Below are 18,956 nucleotides of genomic sequence, written 5' to 3' on the forward strand. Positions count from 1 at the left end.
CGTCAGCCGAGCGCGGGTTGTGCGACCCCGGGCCTGCTGTCGGCCATGCCCGCGAATGCGAAATCCACCTCGGGCGCCAGCCCGCTCACGATCCGCGCGATCGACTTGCCCGAGCCGCAGGCATGGGTCCAGCCCAGCGTGCCGTGGCCGGTGTTCAGGTAGAGGTTGGGCAGCTTCGTCTTGCCGATCAGCGGCACGTTGCTCGGCGTGGCGGGACGCAGGCCGGTCCAGAACTGGGCCTGCGCGGTATCGCCGGCGCCGGGGAACAGTTCTTCGACGCGCCGCACGATCGCCTCGCAGCGCACGCGGTTCAGGTCGCGGTCGTAGCCGTTGAGCTCGGCCGTGCCGGCGATGCGCAGCCGGTCGCCCGATGCCGAGGTGTAGCGCGAGAACACGAGCTTGAATTCGTCGTCGGTGAGCGAGACCTGGTGGGCCTTCGAAGCGTCCTTGACGGGCAGCGTGACGGAATAGCCCTTGGCCGGGTAGATCGGCAGCCGGATGCCGAGCGGCGCCGCGAGCAGCGGGCTCAGCGAGCCCATCGCGAGCACGAAGGCGTCGCCGCGGATGCGCTGGAAGCGGCCCTCGTCGTCCGTGGCCTCGACGTGATCGAGCCGGCCGCCGGCCTCTCGCAAGGCGGTGACCGTGTGGCTCATGAGGAACCTGACCCCCGCCGCCGCGGCGCGTTGCGCGAGTTCGCGCGCAAACAGGTTGGCGTCGCCGGATTCGTCCTCGGCCGTGTAGGTGGCGCCCGCGAGCTTCGGGCGGATGTGGGCGAGCGCAGGCTCGATCTTCACGGCCTCGTCGGCCGAGATCACCTGCCGCTCGCAGCCGAGCGCGCGCATCTGCTCGGCCGGTGCGAGCGCGGCGTCGAACTCCTTCTGCGTGGTGTAGAAGTGCAGGATGCCCTGCGTGCGCTGGTCGTAGGCGATGCCGGTGTCGCGCCGCAGCTGCTGCAGCGCCTCGCGGCTGTAGGTGCCGAGGCGCACGATCTGTTCGATGTTGTGGCGCGTGCGCGCCGGTGTGCATTCGCGCAGAAACTGCAGGCCCCAGAGCCACTGGCGCATGTCGGCGCGCAGGCGGAAGAGCAGCGGGGCGTCTTCCTTGCCCAGCCATTGCAGCACCTTGAGCGGGGCGCCGGGGTTGGCCCAGGGTTCGGCATGGCTCACGGAGATCTGCCCGCCGTTGGCGAAGCTGGTTTCGGCGGCCGGCGTGGCCTGCCGGTCGATCACGGTCACTTCGTGGCCGAGTTGCTGGAGGTAGTAGGCCGAGGTGACGCCGAGCAGGCCGGCGCCGAGAACGATCACGCGCATTGCAGGTACTTCTTTCGAGTGAGTGCGCTTGAATGGCGGCGGGGCGGCATGCCATCGCTGTGTTTTGGCGATGGCAGAGCAACCGGACGATCGCCGTCCAAGTTGCCGCTCCCCCTGTCCTCGGTACCTGAGAGATTCACCCGCTGCACCCGCAGCGGGCTTGCTCCTTCGGCGCATCACGCGGGGTGATGGCTCTCCAGACGGCGTGTCAGTACTGCAGTACAGGGCTCGAAACTCTTTGAAAGAACTTCAAGAATTCGTCGGCCGACCTGAGCGTTTATGGGAGTTTGCGCCTTCGGTGGAGTAGTTGAAAGTACTACTCGCTCTCCTGCAGTCCCGTCATTCTAGGTGGGAGAGACACATTGCGACAACCCCGGATTCGGCCTATCGGACGAATGGGATAATTAACCATTGCTTCGCCCTGACGGCGGCTTCTGAAAACTTCGAGGGAACTCATGATTCTGGTCACCGGCGGCGCCGGCTTCATCGGCGCCAACTTCGTACTCGACTGGCTCGCGCAGAGCGACGAACCGGTCGTGAACCTCGACAAACTGACCTACGCGGGCAATCTCGAGACCCTCGCTTCGCTCAAGGGCGACGCGCGCCACGTCTTCGTGCAGGGCGACATCGGCGACAGCGCGCTCGTCGATCGCCTGCTGGCCGAGCACAAGCCGCGTGCGGTCGTGAACTTCGCCGCCGAGTCGCACGTCGACCGCTCCATCCACGGCCCCGAGGACTTCGTGCAGACCAACGTGCTCGGCACCTTCCGGTTGCTCGAATCGGTGCGCGGATACTGGAACGCGCTGCCGGCCGATCAGAAGGAGGCCTTCCGGTTCCTGCATGTCTCGACCGACGAGGTTTACGGCTCGCTCTCGAAGACCGACCCCGCCTTCACCGAAGAGAACAAGTACGAGCCCAACAGCCCCTACTCGGCCAGCAAGGCCGCGAGCGACCACCTTGTGCGCGCCTGGCACCACACCTACGGCCTGCCGGTGCTCACGACCAACTGCTCGAACAACTACGGGCCCTTCCATTTTCCCGAGAAGCTGATCCCGCTGATGATCGTCAATGCGCTCGCCGGCAAGCCGCTGCCCGTGTACGGCGACGGCATGCAGGTGCGCGACTGGCTCTACGTCAAGGACCACTGCAGCGCCATCCGCCGCGTGCTCGAGGCCGGCCGCCTCGGCGAGACCTACAACGTCGGCGGCTGGAACGAGAAGCCGAACATCGAGATCGTCAACACCGTCTGCGCCCTGCTCGACGAACTGCGTCCGCGCGCCGACGGCAAGCCGTACAAGGAACAGATCACCTACGTGACCGATCGCCCCGGCCACGACCGCCGCTACGCGATCGACGCGCGCAAGCTCGAGCGCGAACTCGGCTGGAAGCCCGCCGAGACCTTCGACACCGGCATCCGCAAGACCGTCGAGTGGTATCTGGCCCACGGCGAGTGGGTGCAGAACGTGCAAAGCGGCGCCTACCGCGAGTGGGTCGCCAAGCAGTACGACGACACGAAGGCTGGCGCATGAAACTGCTGCTGCTGGGCAAGGGCGGACAGGTCGGCTGGGAGCTGCAGCGCAGCCTCGCGCCACTGGGCGAACTGGTTGCGCTCGACTTCGACAGCACCGACTTCCACGCCGATTTCAGCCGGCCGGAGCAACTGGCCGAGACGGTGCTCAAGGTGCGCCCCGACGTCATCGTCAATGCCGCCGCGCACACCGCCGTCGACAAGGCAGAGAGCGAACCCGAGTTCGCGCGCAAGCTCAACGCCACCTCGCCGGGAGCGGTGGCCGAAGCCGCGCAGCAGATCGGCGCGCTGATGGTGCACTACTCGACGGACTACGTCTTCGACGGCAGCGGCAGCACGCCCTGGAAGGAAGACGATGCGACGGGGCCGCTGAGCGTCTACGGCCGTACCAAGCTCGAAGGCGAGCAGTTGGTCGCCGCGCATTGCGAGAAGCACCTGATCTTCCGCACCAGCTGGGTGTATGCGGCGCGCGGCGGCAACTTCGCGAAGACCATGCTGCGCCTCGCGAAGGAGCGTGATCGGTTGACCGTCATCGACGACCAGTTCGGCGCGCCCACCGGTGCGGAGCTGCTGGCCGATGTCACCGCACACGCGATCCGCGCGACCCTGCAGGATCCTGCGAAGGCCGGGCTCTATCACTTGGTGGCCGGCGGCGTGACCACCTGGCACGGCTACGCGCGCTTCGTGATCGAGCAGGCGAAGGCCGCCGGCGTCGAACTCAAGGCCGGCCCTGACGCGGTCGACCCGGTGCCGACGAGCGCCTTCCCCACCCCCGCCAAGCGCCCGCACAACTCGCGCCTCGACACCAGCAAGCTGCAATCGGCCTTCGGGCTGCGCCTGCCGCCGTGGCAGGAAGGCGTGGCACGGATGCTGCGCGAGACGCTCTGAACATAAAAAAGGGAAGAAACGACCCCATGACCACCACGACGAAACGCAAGGGCATCATCCTGGCGGGCGGCTCCGGCACCCGCCTGCATCCCGCCACGCTCGCGATGAGCAAGCAGCTGCTGCCGGTGTACGACAAGCCGATGATCTATTACCCGCTCAGCACGCTGATGCTCGGCGGCATGCGCGACATCCTGATCATCAGCACGCCGCAGGACACGCCGCGCTTCCAGCAGTTGCTGGGTGATGGCAGCCAGTGGGGCATCAACCTGCAGTACGCGGTGCAGCCGAGTCCGGACGGGCTGGCGCAGGCCTTCATCATCGGCGACAAGTTCGTGGGCAACGACCCGAGCGCGCTCGTGCTCGGCGACAACATTTTCTACGGCCACGATTTCGCGCACCTGCTTTCGGGCGCCGATGAGCAAACGGCAGGCGCGACCGTGTTCGCCTACCACGTGCACGATCCCGAGCGCTACGGCGTCGTGGCCTTCGATGCGCAGGGCAAGGCGAGCAGCATCGAGGAAAAGCCGGCCAAGCCGAAGAGCAGCTATGCCGTCACGGGCCTCTACTTCTACGACAACCAGGTCGTCGACATCGCCAAGGCCGTGAAGCCCAGCACGCGCGGCGAACTGGAGATCACCGCGGTGAACCAGGCGTACCTCGACCGCGGGCAGCTCAACGTGCAGATCATGCAGCGCGGCTATGCGTGGCTGGACACGGGCACGCACGAGAGCCTGCTGGAGGCGGGGCAGTTCATCGCGACGCTGGAGCACCGGCAGGGGCTTAAGATCGCGTGTCCGGAAGAGATTGCGTGGCGCAATGGGTTCATCGATCGGGAGCAGCTGGCGAAGTTGGCTGCACCGCTGCAGAAGAACGGCTACGGCAAATATCTGAACCACCTCCTCACAGAGGAACTGCGCTCATGAAAGCCACGCCGACTGCAATTCCCGATGTGCTGATCATCGAACCGAAGGTATTCGGTGACGCGCGCGGCTTCTTCTACGAAAGCTTCAACAACAAGGCCTTCGACGAAGCCGTCGGCCGGCACGTCGAGTTCGTTCAGGACAACCATTCGCGATCGGCCAAAGGTGTGCTGCGTGGCCTGCACTATCAGATTCAGCAGCCGCAGGGAAAGCTCGTGCGCGTGGTCCGAGGCTCGGTATTCGACGTCGCCGTCGATATCCGCAGGTCTTCACCGACTTTCGGTCGCTGGGTTGGAGTGGAACTCAGTGAGGAAAACCACAGGCAGCTGTGGGTGCCCGAGGGATTTGCGCACGGCTTTTTCGTGGTGAGTGAAATCGCGGAATTCCTGTACAAGACGACCGACTACTATGCGCCAGCGCACGAGCGTTGCATCGCATGGAACGATCCGGACCTGGCGATTGCGTGGCCCGACATCGCGATGGCGCCGTTGCTTTCGACAAAGGACGCGGCCGGGATGGCCCTGAGCGAGGCCGAGATCTTCGCCGCGTGATTCAGCGTCGGCTGAGAAACTGGAAGTGGCTTCCCAGCGAAGCTGCGGGTCGCGTGCGATCGAAACAAAACCAATCCTATGTCTGAACTTGATTTCGGCGCCGCGCTGAAGGAAATCGAACTCCCTCCTCAACCGAGCGCCTGGATCGGCCATGCACCTTTCGGTGCGTGGCTTGTCGAATCGACCCGGCCACGTGTGCTGGTGGAGTTGGGCACCCATCACGGGCACTCGTACTTCTCGTTCTGTCAGGCAGTAGACCGCGCCGGACTGGACTGCAGATGCTATGCCGTCGACCTGTGGAAAGGCGATGAGCATGCCGGAGTCTATGGCGAGGAGGTCTTCGAAGGCGTTCAAAGAACGAATCATCGCTTCCAGCAATTTTCTCGCTTGCTGCGGATGACGTTCGACGATGCGGCCGCTCTCTTTTCGGACGCCAGCATCGATTTCTTGCACATCGATGGCTGCCACTCCTACGAGGCCGTCAAACACGATTTCGAGCATTGGCGGCCAAAGCTTTCGTCGCGTGCCATCGTGCTTTTTCATGACATCGGCGTCCGTGAGCGGGATTTCGGAGTCTGGCGTTTGTGGCGAGAGTTGTCCGTCGACTGTCCGACGATCCAGTTCACCCATTCGCATGGGCTGGGCGTGTTGTTCTTTGGTCCTGATCAAAGCGGAGTAGCAGCCTCGCTGCTGCAAGCATTTGGTACTGAAGCCGGCTTCTCCTACATCACCCGCTTGTTTGCCGCACTTGGTCGCAAGCTCGAGCTAGAGCGGGAGATCGTCGAGATGTCCGCAGCGCTGGAGGCGCAAGTCAAAGCGGGTGATGCGCGCATCTCGGAGATGGGTCGATACCTCAAACAACTGGAAAGTCAAAGCAGGTCGAGGCAGTCGCAGCGGATCCGACTGGAAGAGGAGCGTGCGGCCCTTCAGTCGCAACTTGCTTATGCCAGGCAGCGTGAAACGGAGTTGGAAGCTTCCTTGCACGAAGTTTGGACGTCGACAAGTTGGAGGGTGACCGGTCCGATCCGATGGAGCGGGCGCCAGCTCGCCAATCTGCGCACTGTCAAAAGGCTGATTCTGCCGGCGAGCCAGAGTGCCGGAGGGCCATGGAGTTTGTTGACGAGCGTATGCCGAGTGGTCGCGCAGGAGGGTTTTCCGGGATTGAAGCGGCGCATCGTCGCTATGGGTCAAGCTCCCGAAGCGGGAGATATGGGATCGGTACTGGAGCAGCGGAAGATCCACTACACCCTCGAGCGGCGCCACGCCACAGTGGATGTGATTGTCTGCGTCCACAACGCCTTGGCCGACGTCAAGAACTGTCTCAGTTCGGTGGTCGCCAACACCTTGCCGCCCTATCGAATCATCGTGGTCGATGATGGCAGTGACGAGGATACAAAGAACTATCTCGCCGAGTTCATCAGGGACCAAGGTGGCGTTCTGGTGCGCCATGAGGTCGCCCAAGGATATACGCTGGCCGCCAATGCAGGCATGAGAGCATCCGATGCCGAATTCGTGGTCCTGCTGAACAGTGACACGGTTGTCTCTGCGCAATGGCTCGACCGGATGGTGGCGTGCGCCATGTCGGACCCGCGAATCGGAATGGTGGGGCCGCTGAGCAATACCGCTTCCTGGCAATCCGTTCCTCACATCTTCGATGACGACGGAGACTGGTCATCGAATCCCTTGCCGCCGGGTCTGTCGATCTCGGCAATGGCGCAGTGGGTGGCCATGGCATCACGCCGGTCCTATCCGCGCGTCGGCTTCCTCAACGGCTTTTGCCTGCTGATTCGCCGCGAGCAGTTGTCGGACGTCGGCCTTTTCGACGAAGAGGGTTTCGGTCGGGGGTATGGCGAAGAAAACGACATGTGTGTTCGAGCGTTCTCGAACGGATGGCAACTGGCCGTCGCGGACGATGTGTATGTATTCCATGCGCAATCCAAGAGTTACTCGACGGAACGCAGAATGAAGCTCGTCGAGGCGGCAGACGAAACGCTGCATCGCAAGCACGGAAGCGCTCCCATCCTGCGGCAACTCGAGTTGACGCAGTACAACCTGGGACTGCTGGCTGCGCGCACACGGCTTCAGGCAATGACCGATCGGCTGTGCATGCGCGAGCAAATTCGACGGAAGTTCGAGGGAAAGCGAGTTCTGATCGTCTTGCCGGTTGGCCATGCCGGTGGTGGTGCCAATGTGGTGTTGAGCGAGGCCTCTGTCTTGCAGGAATGCGGCGTCGATGTGGTCGTCGCAAACCTGGAAACTTCTCGGGGGGCATTTGAGGATTCATATCCTGATTGCCGCGTCGCCACCTTATGGCTCTCCGACTGGAGTCAGTTGTCGGAGCACCTCCATCTCTACGACGCCGTCCTCGCGACCCTCTATTTGTCCGTGTTCTGGATCAAGGCCGCATTGGAGAAGGTGCAGCGTCGGCCCTTAGTGGGTTACTACATTCAGGACTTTGAGCCGGATTTCTACTCGGAAGGTAGCGAGGGCTATCAGCAGGCGCTCGCCAGTTATGAGGTAGCGCCGATGACGCTGGTGGCAAAGACCCAGTGGACCCGGAAGATGGTGGCGGAGAAGGTCGGTAAGTCTCCGGCCCTGGTTGGGCCGAGTTTCGACTGGTCGAGATTCGCCCCGCCTTCAACGCAGCGAAATTCCGACCGGGTCGTCCTTTGCGCCATGGTTCGGCCATCGACCCCTCGACGTGCACCCCAACTGACGGTCAACGTTCTACATCGCCTGCTGATGGCGCGTCCCGATTCGATCGAGGTGCGCACCTTCGGTTGTGTGGCGACGGAGCCCATTCTGGACAACTTGAAATTGCTCTCACACTATCGTCACCATGGCGAACTGAATTCGGCAGAGGTAGAGGCGTTGATGAAACGGAGCGATGTCTTCATTGATCTATCGGCATACCAAGCGATGGGACTCACCTGCCTGGAAGCCATGGCAAGTGGCGCGACGATCGTAGGACCGGTGAACGGCGGACTTTCGGAAATCGTTGTTGATGAAGAGTCAGGGCTCCTCGTTGATACCCATGATGAGAACAAATGCCTCGAGGCCTGTCTGCGCTTGATCGACGATTCGGAATTGAGGCGACGCCTGGGGGCGGCGGGCGTTGAGAAAACCTCGGCGCTATTCCCGGACCGCTCGGCATTGGCATTGATGCAGCAGCTTTTCCCCGACGAGGGGAAACCGGAGGCGCACCAATGAAGAAGCGTGTTCATGTACTGTTCGAGCACGGGCTGGACGGCATTCCCTATGGCGCGGGCCATATCCGCTTGTTGTGCCCGCTTTCGCACCCCAGCCTCCAGGACAAAGTCAGCTTCAGCCATGGGACGGACATGCCTGATTTCAGCGTGGATGTGGTCATCGTGGAGCGTGGATGGCGACACAACGCCACGTTGTCCGAGCAGGCACGCCTGCTGGAATACCTCTCGGCCTCCGGGACTCCATACATCTACGAGATCGACGACAACCTGCTTGATCTGAATTCCGGACCTGGCGCTCCCGGCTATCCAAGTCCGGAGCAGCGCCAGATCATCATGAGGTTCGCCAGAAATGCGGCGGGGCTCATCGTTTCGACCCTTCCACTGAAGCATCGGATGACGAGGCTGAACTCGAACATCGAGGTGGTCGAAAACTGCCTGGACGAGCGGCTCTTCGATTTCGATCTCGTGAACGCCAAATCCGAGCAGCGGGCGGATGCGAAGCGCGCTGGCTTGGTCATCGGGTACATGGGGACCTATTCTCATCTGGAAGATCTGCTGGCGATTGTGGAGCCGCTGAGGGGGATTCTTCGTGAGCGCAGGGACTCGATGCGCATGGAGATCGTGGGCATCGGAGACGAGGCGCTGATCAGAGGCCTCTTCGATGGCTTGCCGGTTTCCGTGGTCAAGGTTCCCGATGGTCGAGTCGAGTACCCGGCTTTCATGAAATGGATGCAGCGCGAGATCGATTGGGATTTCGCCATCGCGCCCTTGATCGACTCCGAGTTCAACCGGTGCAAATCCGACGTCAAATTTCTCGACTATTCGCTGAACAGAATTCCGGGAATCTACAGCGCCACCCAGAGTTATTCCGAGACGGTTGTCGACAAGCAGAACGGGCTGCTCGTTCCCGCAGATCGCCAAGCGTGGCGAGATGCTCTGGCACTGTTGGCAGACGACTCGGCCCTACGACGGACGCTGTCGGAGAACGCGTTCTCTTACGTAAGAGCCCACCGAACGCTGGAGACCAAGGCCGTTCGATGGCTCAAGGCCATCGAGGTGATTCTCGCGGCGGGAGCGCACGGTACAAGATCGTAAGGATTCCTAAAGAGGGCCTTTGACGTCGGAGTTCAGAAAGAACTCGGATACGGCATCCCGGAGGCGTTCCGCCGCAGATCCGCTTCCACCATCATCTGGCAGAGCTGCTCCAGCGTGGTGGTGGGCTCCCAGCCGAGCTTGGCCCTGGCCTTGGCGGGATCTCCGATCAGAAGCTCCACTTCCGCGGGGCGATAGAGCGTGGGATTGACGCGCATGACGGTTTTTCCCGTGGCAATGTCCACGGCAGATTCCGAGTCGCCCTTGCCCTGAAACTCGAGTTCGATGCCGGCACTCTTGAAAGCCAACTCCACGAAGTTGCGTACCGTTTCCGTGCGATTCGTGGCGAGCACATAAGTCTCGGGCTCGCCCGCCTGCAGCATCCTCCACATGCCTTCGACATACTCTTTCGCAAAGCCCCAGTCTCGCTTTGCGTCCAGATTGCCGAGTTCGAGCACCTGCTGTTTTCCCAGCTTGATCTTCGCGACACCGTCCGTGATCTTGCGGGTCACGAACTCACGCCCGCGCAGCGGGCTCTCGTGATTGAAGAGGATGCCGCTGCAGCCGAAAATTCCGTAGCTTTCCCGGTAGTTGATCGTCATCCAGTGCGCGTAGAGCTTCGCAACCCCGTACGGACTTCGCGGATAGAAGGGTGTTTCCTCTGTTTGCGGAACGGCCTGCACCTTGCCGAACATCTCCGAAGTCGAAGCTTGATAGAAGCGGATTCTCGGATTGATGATGCGAATGGCTTCCAGCAAGTGCAGGGTGCCGACGCCGGTGATCTGTGCAGTCGTGAGCGGTTGGTTGAAGCTGACGCCCACGAAGCTCTGGGCCGCCAGGTTGTAAACCTCGACGGGCGCCGCATCCCGGATCAAGGCGATCGAACTGCCGAGGTCGGTCAGGTCGTGTTCGACCAAGTGGAGATCGGGGTGCTCCCGGATGCCGAGTTCGTCGATGCGCCAGAAATTGACCGAACTCGTGCGGCGATACGCCCCGTAGACGACGTACCCTTTGGTCAGCAGCAACTCGGCCAGATAGGCACCATCTTGCCCGGTGATGCCAGTGACGACCGCATGTTTCTTCATGAAACCTTCTTTCTTCCAAGGAAAGCCGGGAGTTCCGCACGTGGGAGGCTGATGCGTGCTGCCCTGGATTCTGCCCTGGAAGAGAAAGGTTTTACAACTGTGTCGAATGTGCTTGGAGCCGACCGCTCTCTTCAGGGGCGATCATCGAGTTCTGGAGCCTCGAGGAGGGCCATGTCGTAGGGTTCCAGCCGGCCATGGCTGAGCTTCACCACCTTATTGCATTCCTTCGCGATGAGCGCTGGCGAATGAGAAGCCAGAACCAGGATGCCGGACTTGGATACGACGTCGCGCATGCGCTTTTCCGCCTTTTCGGTGAACTCGGCGTCGCCCACCGACAGCCATTCGTCCATCAGGAGGATGTCCGCTTCGACGCTGGTGGAGATCGAAAAGGCGAGCCGCATCATCATGCCGGTGGAGTAGGTGCGCACAGGCATGTTCACGTACTGCCCGAGCCCGCTGAATTCGCAGATCTCGGGTGTGCGGCGGTCGATCTCCTTCTTGCTCAGGCCCATGACGAGGCCGCGCAGCATGATGTTCTCAACGCCCGTTGCATCAGGCTCGATGCCGAGCGAGGGGTCGATCAGGCTCGAAACCGTTCCTTCGCGCCTGAACTCGCCGGCGGAAGGTTCGTAGACGCCGGCGAGCGTGCGCAGCAGCGTCGACTTGCCGGCGCCGTTGTGCCCGATCAAGCCGAGCCGGTCTCCGCTCTTGAGTTCGATGTTGATGTCGCTGAGCGCCTGAACGACGGTGACGCCGGTTTCCTTGCCGAATCGCCCCCCGGTCACGGAGGCAGCCAGCGTCTTCTTCAACGAGGCGGCGCCGGCACCATAGATCGGGAAATTGACCGCAACGTTCTTGAGGGAAATGGAAGCCATGAATCAGAGCCAATAGACGACGCGTCGACGGTACCGGGAAAACAGGAGTGCGGAACCAATGAGGGTCAGCGCCGTCCAGCCCATGATGCCGAGCCAGCTGTGCGACGTCGCGATGCCGCCCATCAGCGGCGTGCGCAGAAGGTCGAGCATCTGTGCGAAGGGATTCCACAGAATGTATTGCGCGCGGTCCGGCAGGCTCTCGGGCAGCCAGAAGACCGGCGTGAGGAACATCAGCATCTGCATGACGCTCGTCACGATCTGCGTGACGTCGCGAAAGCGGGTGCAGATGAGGCCGAGCAACAAGCCCAATGCGTGGGCGTTGATCACGGCGATCGCCATGGCCGGGACGACCAGCAGCGCGGACCAGGACAGCGAAATGCCCGCCCAAAGTGCCACCGGGATATACAGCACGATCTGGTGCGCGAACTGGATCAGGTTGCGCGCGATGCTTCGCCAGACAAAGAGGCTGATGGGGAAATAGCCCTGCTTGAGGTAGTTGGACGAGCCGACGAATGCATTGCAGGACTCCGTCACGACGCTCGAGAAGAAGCCCCAGAAGATGATGCCGAGCGCGAGGTGGGGGAAGAACTTGGAAAGCTCCGTGCCGAACAGCGAGCTGTAAAGCGGTCCCATGCCGCCGATCATGGCGCCCATGCTCAGCGTGAGCCACAGCGGGCCCAGCATGGAGCGGCGATAGCGCAGCACCACGTCGAACCATGCGAGCGTCCACCAGATGTCCGTGCGGCGGGTACCTTCCCACCAATCCGACCATGAACTGCGATGCAAATTGGAATGAACTTGGCTCATGGGCGGCCGGAAGTATTTGTCAGGGAGGCGAGGCGGGCCCCCCCTTGGATTTCTTGTTGCCGGGCTGCGATGAGCACCAGTTCCTCTTTACCGATGTTGGTCAATCGACGTTTCTCTTTGAAGGGGTGTTGCGATGCTTGCCGAGGAAAGTCAGGTCTTGGACCGGGTTGGCCCGACGGGGGCGGATCTGGCTCGGTGCACTGTGCATTGGTGATGATATTGCAGTGTCGGTTCCGTATCGCCGCATGCAGGGTCGCCGCCGGATCTTCCGACATCCGGCCAACTCCGGCACGGCCGGCCGGCCGGCATCGTCTGCCGCTTGCTCCCCCGCGCAGGCACGAAGGCGGGGTGCACTTTATCGGGTCGGATGTGAACCAGCGGATAATTTTACCTTTGGCCGCCGAGAGGGGGCTGAGCCACCCCTGACTGCCTTTCGGCGCCTTGTCGCATAAATCCGCTCGCCAGTGCGAGCCAGCCATGATTTCGTCCCGTCCCTTCAAGATCTCCGTTGCGCTGTGCACCCACAACGGCGCGCGCTTCCTTCGCGATCAGGTGCGAAGCATCTGCCGGCAAACCTTGCCGCCGATGGAGATCATCCTTTCGGACGATGCATCCACGGACGATTCGGTCGAAGTGGTGCGTGCTGCCGTCCGTGAATGTGCCGCCGAGCGGCCGGATCATCCCGTGGCGCTGCGCGTTTTCGAGAACCGGCCCGCATTGCGCGTCGTGAAGAACTTCGAGCAGGCCATCAGTGCCTGCAGTGGCGAACTGATCGCATTGAGCGATCAGGACGATGTCTGGATGCCCGATCGCCTGGCGCAGATGGCCGTCCGGTTCGAGCAGGATGAGAATCTGCTGCTGCTTCACACGGATGCGCGCCTGGTCGATTCGCAGCGCCGCGATCTGGGCGGGACGCTTTTCCATGCGCTCGAAGTCACGCCTTCGGAACTGGCACGCGTTCACGCGGGACGTGCCTTCGACGTGCTGCTGCGGCGCAACCTGGTGACCGGGGCCACCACCGTCTTCCGGCGCCGGCTGCTCGCCGACGCATTGCCGCTTCCGGTCGAATGGGTGCACGACGAATGGCTGGGCATCATTGCGTCGACCACGGGGCGGGTCGACCTGCTCGAGCAGCCGCTCATCGAGTACCGTCAACACGAATCCAATCAGATCGGCGCGCGCCGCGATACCTTCGCGCAAAAAGTTCGCAAGGCACTGGCGTCGCGAGGCACCATCCATGTCGAGCGGGCGGTCAAGGCGGAGCTCCTTCTCGCGCGGCTGCTGCAACTCGGCGACCGGGTGTCTCCCGAGATCATCGACAAGGTGCGCAGCAAGATCGAGCACCAGCGCTTCCGCGCCGGCCTGCCAGCCTCACGGGTGGCACGTTGCGTTCCGATCCTGCGCGAGGCCATGACCGGACGCTACGACAAGTTCGGCCGGGGTTTCCGCGGGGTGGTCCGCGACCTTTTCGAATCGGTTTAGGCTTCCTCCCGCGGACGTCGCGAAACTTCAAAAAAACAAATGAGCTCCACGAACCTTCCTCCCGCATCCGCCGCCGGCACCACGAACGCGTCCTCGAACGTGGTGGTCGTCATCCCGTTCTACAACGGCGCCGATTTCATCGAACGCTCCGTCCGCAGCGTGTTCGAGCAGTCGATGCCCGCCGACGAGGTGATCGTGGTCAACGACGGCTCGCGTCCGGAGGAGCGGGCGGCTCTGGACGCGCTGGCGCTGCGCTATCCGTTCCGCATCGTCGACAAGGAAAACGGTGGACAGGGCTCCGCCCGCAATGCCGGGGTCGCGGCCTCGAGTTCCGAATATCTCTGCTTCCTGGACCAGGACGACTTCTATCTGCCGAACCACATCGAGACGCTCGTCAAATCCATACCGTCCGACGACCGGCTGTTCGGCTATGTCTATGCCGACCTTTTCGAAGCCGACGCGGACGGCAACGTGATACGGACCGACGTGGTCAAGGACCATGCCAGGCATCCGAAGCGCAGCATCTTCGACCTGCTGCGGTACGACATGTTCGTGCTGCCTTCCGCCAGCCTCATCAGCCGCAAAGCCTTCGAAGCGGTCGGCGGCTTCGATCCGCAGTTCATGGGGTACGAGGACGACGATCTGTTCCTGCGGATCTTCCGCAAGGGGTACAGCAATCACTTCGTGGACAAGGCGGTGACGGTGTGGTGCATCCACACGGCGAGCACCTCGTTCGGCATCCGGATGGTTCGGAGCCGCTTCAAGTACTTCAAGAAGCTGCTGCAGATGTTCCCCGACGAGCCCCAGCGTGGACGGTACTACTTGCGCGACTCCCTAATGCCGCGTTTCCAGCTGTTCTTTGTGAACGAGGCCATCGAGTCCATCAAGAGGGACGATCAATACCGAGACGAAATGAGCGCGGTGTTGGCCGAGTACGCGGCCATCGTCTTCGCGAATCCCTATGTGGGTCGCAAGAAGAAGCTTCGCCTCTGGATCACGTTGTTCCTGCTGCGCCACAGCACGCCGGGCATGGTGCGCTTCGTGGGCGCACTGACGAAGCTGCCGGGTATCCGCGGCCTGCGCCGCATCTACAAGAACTGACGGACCCTTCCGTCTAGCGACTGGCAGGTGGCGACTGCTTCGGTGTCGTGATCGCGGGATCGATATAGCTCGAGAACTGGCGGACATAGCCGGCGCGCAGGTGCCCCGAGTCCTTGTAGATCGGCGTCGCATCCGCATCCGCCCGCGTGCACCAGCCCTTCTCGCACAGCGTCGGGATCGGATCGATCACGATCGCGCCCGCGCGCAGCGCCATCTGGCGCATGCGCTCGTGCAGCACCTGCTGCGACGAAGCCCAAGGGGCCCTGGGCGTCATGCGTCCGACCGTCATGTTGCCGAGCCGCCCGCCCTTGACGAATTCCTCGGGCCCGAAGCCTTCGCCGACGGGGTTGTCGAGCACCAGGTACACCTGCTTGTGCTTCGCCAGGTTCGTCATGACGACCTCCAGCATGTTGAGCGCGAAATCCGCGCCGCCGCCGCCCATGAAGCGGCGCTGGGTCTTGCCGTCGAAATAGTAGTAACGATCGGCGGCGGCGTTGTCCGCATTGGGCTTGCCGGTTTCGGAGAAATAGCAATTCCAGCAGGCACCGAAGACCACCGCGTCGAACTTGTCGCTGAGCGCGAGGCGCATGTAGCCGTCGCGGCGTTCTGCGCAAAGCTTGTTCTGTTCGTCGACCACGTTGGGGATCGGCGGGCAGGCGCCCCACGTCGCAAACGACAACGAATCCAGCCTCTCCGGCGCCATCTTGCTCAGTTCCACCGCGCGCGGCCCGTACTGCTCGATGTGGCTGTCGCCGAACAGCAGCACGCGGCGCTTGCCGTGGCCGATCTGTTGCAGCACCTCGCCGTCGACCTTGATGGGGCTCAGGCCGTCGGGGTACGCCCAGTCCTTGGCCGCGGCGGCGGTCTTGTTGAAGTAGGGGTCGCTGTGGCGGCCGACGTAGTAGCGCGTGGTGGCGAGGAGGCCCAGCACGACGAAGCCGGCCATCACCGCCACGAGGCCCGCGGTCACGGTGGGGTTCTCGGTCCGGCGCGTGTAGCGCTCGACGAAGCGGTAGGTGAGCCATGCGAGCACGAACGAGGCCACGAGCATCAGCGCGCGGATGCCGTCGGAGGGCAGCTTGCCTTCGAGGATGCGCGCGTAGGCCAGCAGCGGCCAGTGCCAGAGGTAGAGCGGGTAGCTGATGAGCCCGACCCACACCATCGGCTTGGACGCGAGCACGTAGCGGTTCAGCACGCCGGTGGGGCCGGCCGCGATGCAATAGAAGGCGCCGAGGGTCGGCAGGATCGCCCAGAAGCCCGGGAAGGCCTTGCCGCCGCGAATGAGTGCGAGCCCGAGCACGATCAGCACCAGGCCCGCGATTGACTGCGCATGCCGCCCCCAGCCCGGCTTCGGCAGCGGCCGGTGCAGCCGCATGTAGGCCAGCATGCCGCCGATCATCAGCTCCCAGAAACGCGAGAGCGGCGAGTAGAAGGCGGCCGTGCGGTGGCTGTGGATGGTTGTGACGTTGAGCAGGAACGATGCCGCCGCCACTGCGCCCACGACCCAGAGCACGCGCCACTTGCGCTTCCACGCGAGGCCGAGCAGCACGGGCCAGAAGATGTAGAACTGCTCCTCGATCGCGAGCGACCACAGGTGCAGCAGCGGCTTGGTCTCGGCCGCGTTGTCGAAGTAGCCGGCCTCGCTCCAGAAGGCGAAGTTCGAGACGAACCCCGCGCCCGCGGCCACGTGTTTGCCGAGCTGCTCCCACTCGTGCGGCAGCAGCGAATACCAGCCGAACGCGAAGGTCGCCGCCAGCACCAGCACCAGGGCGGGGGAAGATGCGCTTCACGCGTCGCGCATAGAACTCGCGGTAGCTGAAGCCCTCGCCCTCGAAGCTGCCCAGGATGATGGTGGTGATCAGGAAGCCCGAGATGACGAAGAAGATGTCGACGCCGATGAAGCCGCCCTTGACCCACTGCGGGAACGCGTGGTAGCCGAGCACCGAGAGCACCGCCACGGCGCGGAGGCCGTCGATGTCGGGTCGGTACTTGGGATGCAGCAGGTGCGGCTGCTCCTGCGTGGGTGTCGTCAGGCTGCTCGTGGTCGTCATCGTCGTCGGGTGGGGAAGGGAAGCGCCCCGGTCTCGGCTTCCCGGCCCCGGATTGTCTTCGAAACGTATCGAAGGGTTTCTGCCGGCTCAGCCGCGGCGGGGCCGCGCGAGCAGGTAGCGCCAGAACGCCGCCGAGGTCCACACCTTGAGCAGGCTGGTCACGTGCCAGTACAGATGCTTTCTGCTGCTGCGGCTCGCGCGCTGCGCCTCGTGGCGCGCGAGCAGTTCCTCGCCGACCTGCAGCCGCCAGCCTGCCAGCTGCGTGCGCGCGCAGATGTCGAAGTCCTCGCCGTACATGAAGAAGCGCTCGTCGAAGCCGCCGACCTGGCGGTAGGCGTCGCTGCGGAACAGCATGAACAGGCCGGGGATCCACGCCGGAACCGCCGGCCGGGCATAGGCCGGGCGGCGCCGGGTCAGGATCTCGAGCGGCGTGATGATCGCGCGGTGCTGCTCCGGATCGCGCTTGCCGGGCTCGAGGATGCGCGGCGTCAGAAGGCCGGCGTCCGGCGCCGCCTGGGCCACGAGCGGCGCGAGCACGTCGGCGTCGACGCGGATGTCGGGGTTGAGCACCAGGAACCACGGCGTCCCGCAGCGGCCGAAGGCCTGGTTGTGGTTGGCGCCGAAGCCCTTGGGGGCGGCATTCTCGATGCGCTCGACCGGAAACCCCCACCGCAGCCCCGCGAGCACGTCGGGCTCGGGAATGTTCAGCGTGAGCACGACCTTCGCGATCGAACCCCGGCTGTAGCGGTCGAGCTCCTCGAGCAGCGGACGCACCAGCGCGAGCTGGCCGTGGCTGACGATCGAGACGGTGATCGGGGGGGAAGAGGGGGAGGGCGCTGGCATGGTCTAATTTCGCTCGGGAATTCTAGGGTTCCCCCACATCCCCCATGATTGCCCTGATCGTCATCAGTTTCTTCGTCTCCGCCTTCGCGGTGCAGCTGTTCATGCGCCGCGCGCGCCGGCATGCGCGGCTCTATGGCGCCGACATGCCCCAGCGCTTCCACAAGGGCCATGTGCCGCGGCTCGGGGGCGCAGGCATCGTGCTCGGCATGGGCGTAGCCTGGCTCGCGGCCGGCATCACGGGCACCGACCCGTTCAACGTCTCCTGGCCCGTCAAGACCTCGATGCTCACGCTGCTGTGCATCCTGCCCGCGGTGGTCGGCGGCATCGTCGAGGACGTGACGCAGAACGTGAAGGTGCGCTACCGGCTCGCGCTCACCATCGGCTCCGCGCTGCTGGCGTGCTGGGCCCTGGGCCTCGGCCTGGCCCGCACCGGCATCGACGCGGTCGACCAGGCGCTGGCGATGGTGCCCTACGCCACCGTGCTGTTCGCGGCGCTGGCCATCGGCGGCCTGCCGCATGCCTTCAACATCATCGACGGCTACAACGGGCTGGCCGGCACCGTCGCCGTGCTCGTGTGCCTCGCGATCTCGCACGTGGCGCTGCAGGTGGGCGACCGCCAGCTCGCGGCCATGGTGGTCTGCCTGGTCGGCGCGACCTTCGGCTTCCTGATCTGGAACTACCCGCGCGGCAAGATCTTCGCCGGCGACGGCGGCGCCTACGTCTGGGGCATGGTGATCGCGCTGGCCTGCGTGACCCTGGTGCAGCGCCACCGCGTGGTCTCGCCCTGGTTCCCGATGCTGCTGCTGATCTACCCGGTGTGGGAGACGCTGTTCTCCATCTACCGCAAGCTCGCACGCGGCCAGTCGCCCGGCACCGCCGATGCGCTGCATTTCCACCAGCTGATCTTCCGCCGCATCGTGCGCGTGGCCTTCGCGGACGACGAGGCGCGGCAACTGCTCGCGCGCAACAACCGGACCTCGCCCTACCTCTGGATGTTCGCCGCGCTGTCGGTGGTGCCGGCCGTGCTGTTCTGGAACAACACCGTCGTGCTGATGCTGTTCTGCCTGCTGTTCGTCACCACCTACGTGGTCGCGTACCTGATGATCGTGCGCTTCAAGGTGCCGCGCTGGCTGCGGCCCTGAGCGGCGCGCCGTACAGCCGCCGGTCAGCCGGATGCGCGAGAATTTGAACAGCAACCTTCACCCATCGTCCAC

General features: G+C 63.6%; 14 protein-coding genes, 1 pseudogene and 2 riboswitches. Of the genes and pseudogenes, 9 read left to right on the plus strand and 6 right to left on the minus strand.

Going from position 1 to position 18,956, the window contains the following annotated elements; translation table 11 throughout:
• Positions 1–2: 2 nt before the first annotated feature.
• Positions 3–1,310: a D-amino acid dehydrogenase gene (locus tag M2165_RS12915; protein WP_280815020.1), complete on the minus strand. Its 1,308-nt coding sequence runs from the start codon at positions 1,308–1,310 to the stop codon at positions 3–5.
• 104 nt (positions 1,311–1,414) lie between these two features.
• Positions 1,415–1,520, minus strand: a riboswitch (glycine riboswitch).
• 37 nt (positions 1,521–1,557) lie between these two features.
• Positions 1,558–1,652: riboswitch (glycine riboswitch) on the minus strand.
• 113 nt (positions 1,653–1,765) lie between these two features.
• Here M2165_RS12915 and rfbB point away from each other — a divergent pair.
• The 6 genes from rfbB to M2165_RS12945 all read left to right on the plus strand — a co-directional run bounded on the left by rfbB (position 1,766) and on the right by M2165_RS12945 (position 9,501).
• Entirely contained in the window at positions 1,766–2,839 is a 1,074-nt protein-coding gene (gene rfbB / locus M2165_RS12920) for a dTDP-glucose 4,6-dehydratase (RefSeq protein ID WP_280815021.1), read from the plus strand.
• Complete coding sequence (gene rfbD / locus M2165_RS12925; RefSeq protein WP_280815022.1) at positions 2,836–3,726, plus strand: dTDP-4-dehydrorhamnose reductase; 891 nt, start codon at positions 2,836–2,838, stop codon at positions 3,724–3,726. Before rfbB ends, rfbD begins: the two co-directional genes overlap by 4 nt.
• Positions 3,727–3,752: 26 nt before the next feature.
• Complete coding sequence (gene rfbA, locus M2165_RS12930) at positions 3,753–4,649, plus strand: glucose-1-phosphate thymidylyltransferase RfbA (RefSeq protein WP_280815023.1); 897 nt, start codon at positions 3,753–3,755, stop codon at positions 4,647–4,649.
• Complete coding sequence (gene rfbC / locus M2165_RS12935; RefSeq protein ID WP_280815024.1) at positions 4,646–5,197, plus strand: dTDP-4-dehydrorhamnose 3,5-epimerase; 552 nt, start codon at positions 4,646–4,648, stop codon at positions 5,195–5,197. The genes rfbA and rfbC overlap by 4 nt, the downstream gene beginning before the upstream one ends.
• Before the next feature lie 78 nt (positions 5,198–5,275).
• A complete protein-coding gene (locus tag M2165_RS12940; RefSeq protein WP_280815025.1) occupies positions 5,276–8,407 on the plus strand; it encodes a class I SAM-dependent methyltransferase in 3,132 nt (1,043 codons plus the stop codon).
• On the plus strand, positions 8,404–9,501 hold the full coding sequence (locus M2165_RS12945; protein ID WP_280815026.1) for a hypothetical protein: 1,098 nt from the start codon (positions 8,404–8,406) through the stop codon (positions 9,499–9,501). Before M2165_RS12940 ends, M2165_RS12945 begins: the two co-directional genes overlap by 4 nt.
• 32 nt (positions 9,502–9,533) lie before the next feature.
• Here the strand turns inward: M2165_RS12945 and gmd are convergent, their stop codons facing one another.
• From gmd to M2165_RS12960, 3 genes are all read right to left on the minus strand, one after another.
• A complete protein-coding gene (gene gmd / locus M2165_RS12950; protein ID WP_280815027.1) occupies positions 9,534–10,583 on the minus strand; it encodes a GDP-mannose 4,6-dehydratase in 1,050 nt (349 codons plus the stop codon).
• A gap of 131 nt (positions 10,584–10,714) precedes the next feature.
• Complete coding sequence (locus M2165_RS12955; protein WP_280815028.1) at positions 10,715–11,458, minus strand: ABC transporter ATP-binding protein; 744 nt, start codon at positions 11,456–11,458, stop codon at positions 10,715–10,717.
• Positions 11,459–11,461: 3 nt separating this feature from the next.
• Positions 11,462–12,265, minus strand: a complete 804-nt coding sequence (locus tag M2165_RS12960) for an ABC transporter permease (protein ID WP_280815029.1) — start codon at positions 12,263–12,265, stop codon at positions 11,462–11,464.
• A gap of 477 nt (positions 12,266–12,742) precedes the next feature.
• Between M2165_RS12960 and M2165_RS12965 the strand changes: the two genes are divergently transcribed.
• Both M2165_RS12965 and M2165_RS12970 read left to right on the plus strand, forming a co-directional pair.
• Positions 12,743–13,747 (plus strand): glycosyltransferase family 2 protein, encoded by a 1,005-nt coding sequence (locus M2165_RS12965; RefSeq protein WP_280815030.1) that lies wholly within the window; start codon positions 12,743–12,745, stop codon positions 13,745–13,747.
• Positions 13,748–13,786: 39 nt separating this feature from the next.
• The gene (locus M2165_RS12970; RefSeq protein ID WP_280815031.1) at positions 13,787–14,848 is read left to right on the plus strand and encodes a glycosyltransferase family A protein; all 1,062 of its coding nucleotides are present in this window, start codon (positions 13,787–13,789) and stop codon (positions 14,846–14,848) included.
• Positions 14,849–14,861: 13 nt separating this feature from the next.
• Here M2165_RS12970 and M2165_RS12975 read toward each other — a convergent pair.
• Both M2165_RS12975 and M2165_RS12980 read right to left on the minus strand, forming a co-directional pair.
• Positions 14,862–16,899 (minus strand): annotated as a pseudogene (locus M2165_RS12975) (acyltransferase family protein).
• Positions 16,900–16,986: 87 nt separating this feature from the next.
• Positions 16,987–17,742 carry a glycosyltransferase family 2 protein gene (locus M2165_RS12980; RefSeq protein ID WP_280815032.1) on the minus strand — a complete coding sequence of 252 codons (756 nt, stop codon included), beginning with the start codon at positions 17,740–17,742 and terminating at the stop codon, positions 16,987–16,989.
• A gap of 44 nt (positions 17,743–17,786) precedes the next feature.
• Here M2165_RS12980 and M2165_RS12985 point away from each other — a divergent pair, with 44 nt between their 5' ends.
• A complete protein-coding gene (locus M2165_RS12985; RefSeq protein WP_280815033.1) occupies positions 17,787–18,884 on the plus strand; it encodes a glycosyltransferase in 1,098 nt (365 codons plus the stop codon).
• Positions 18,885–18,956: the final 72 nt, after the last annotated feature.

The organism is Variovorax sp. TBS-050B (assembly GCF_029893635.1).
Taxonomy (GTDB): Bacteria; Pseudomonadota; Gammaproteobacteria; order Burkholderiales; family Burkholderiaceae_C; genus Variovorax.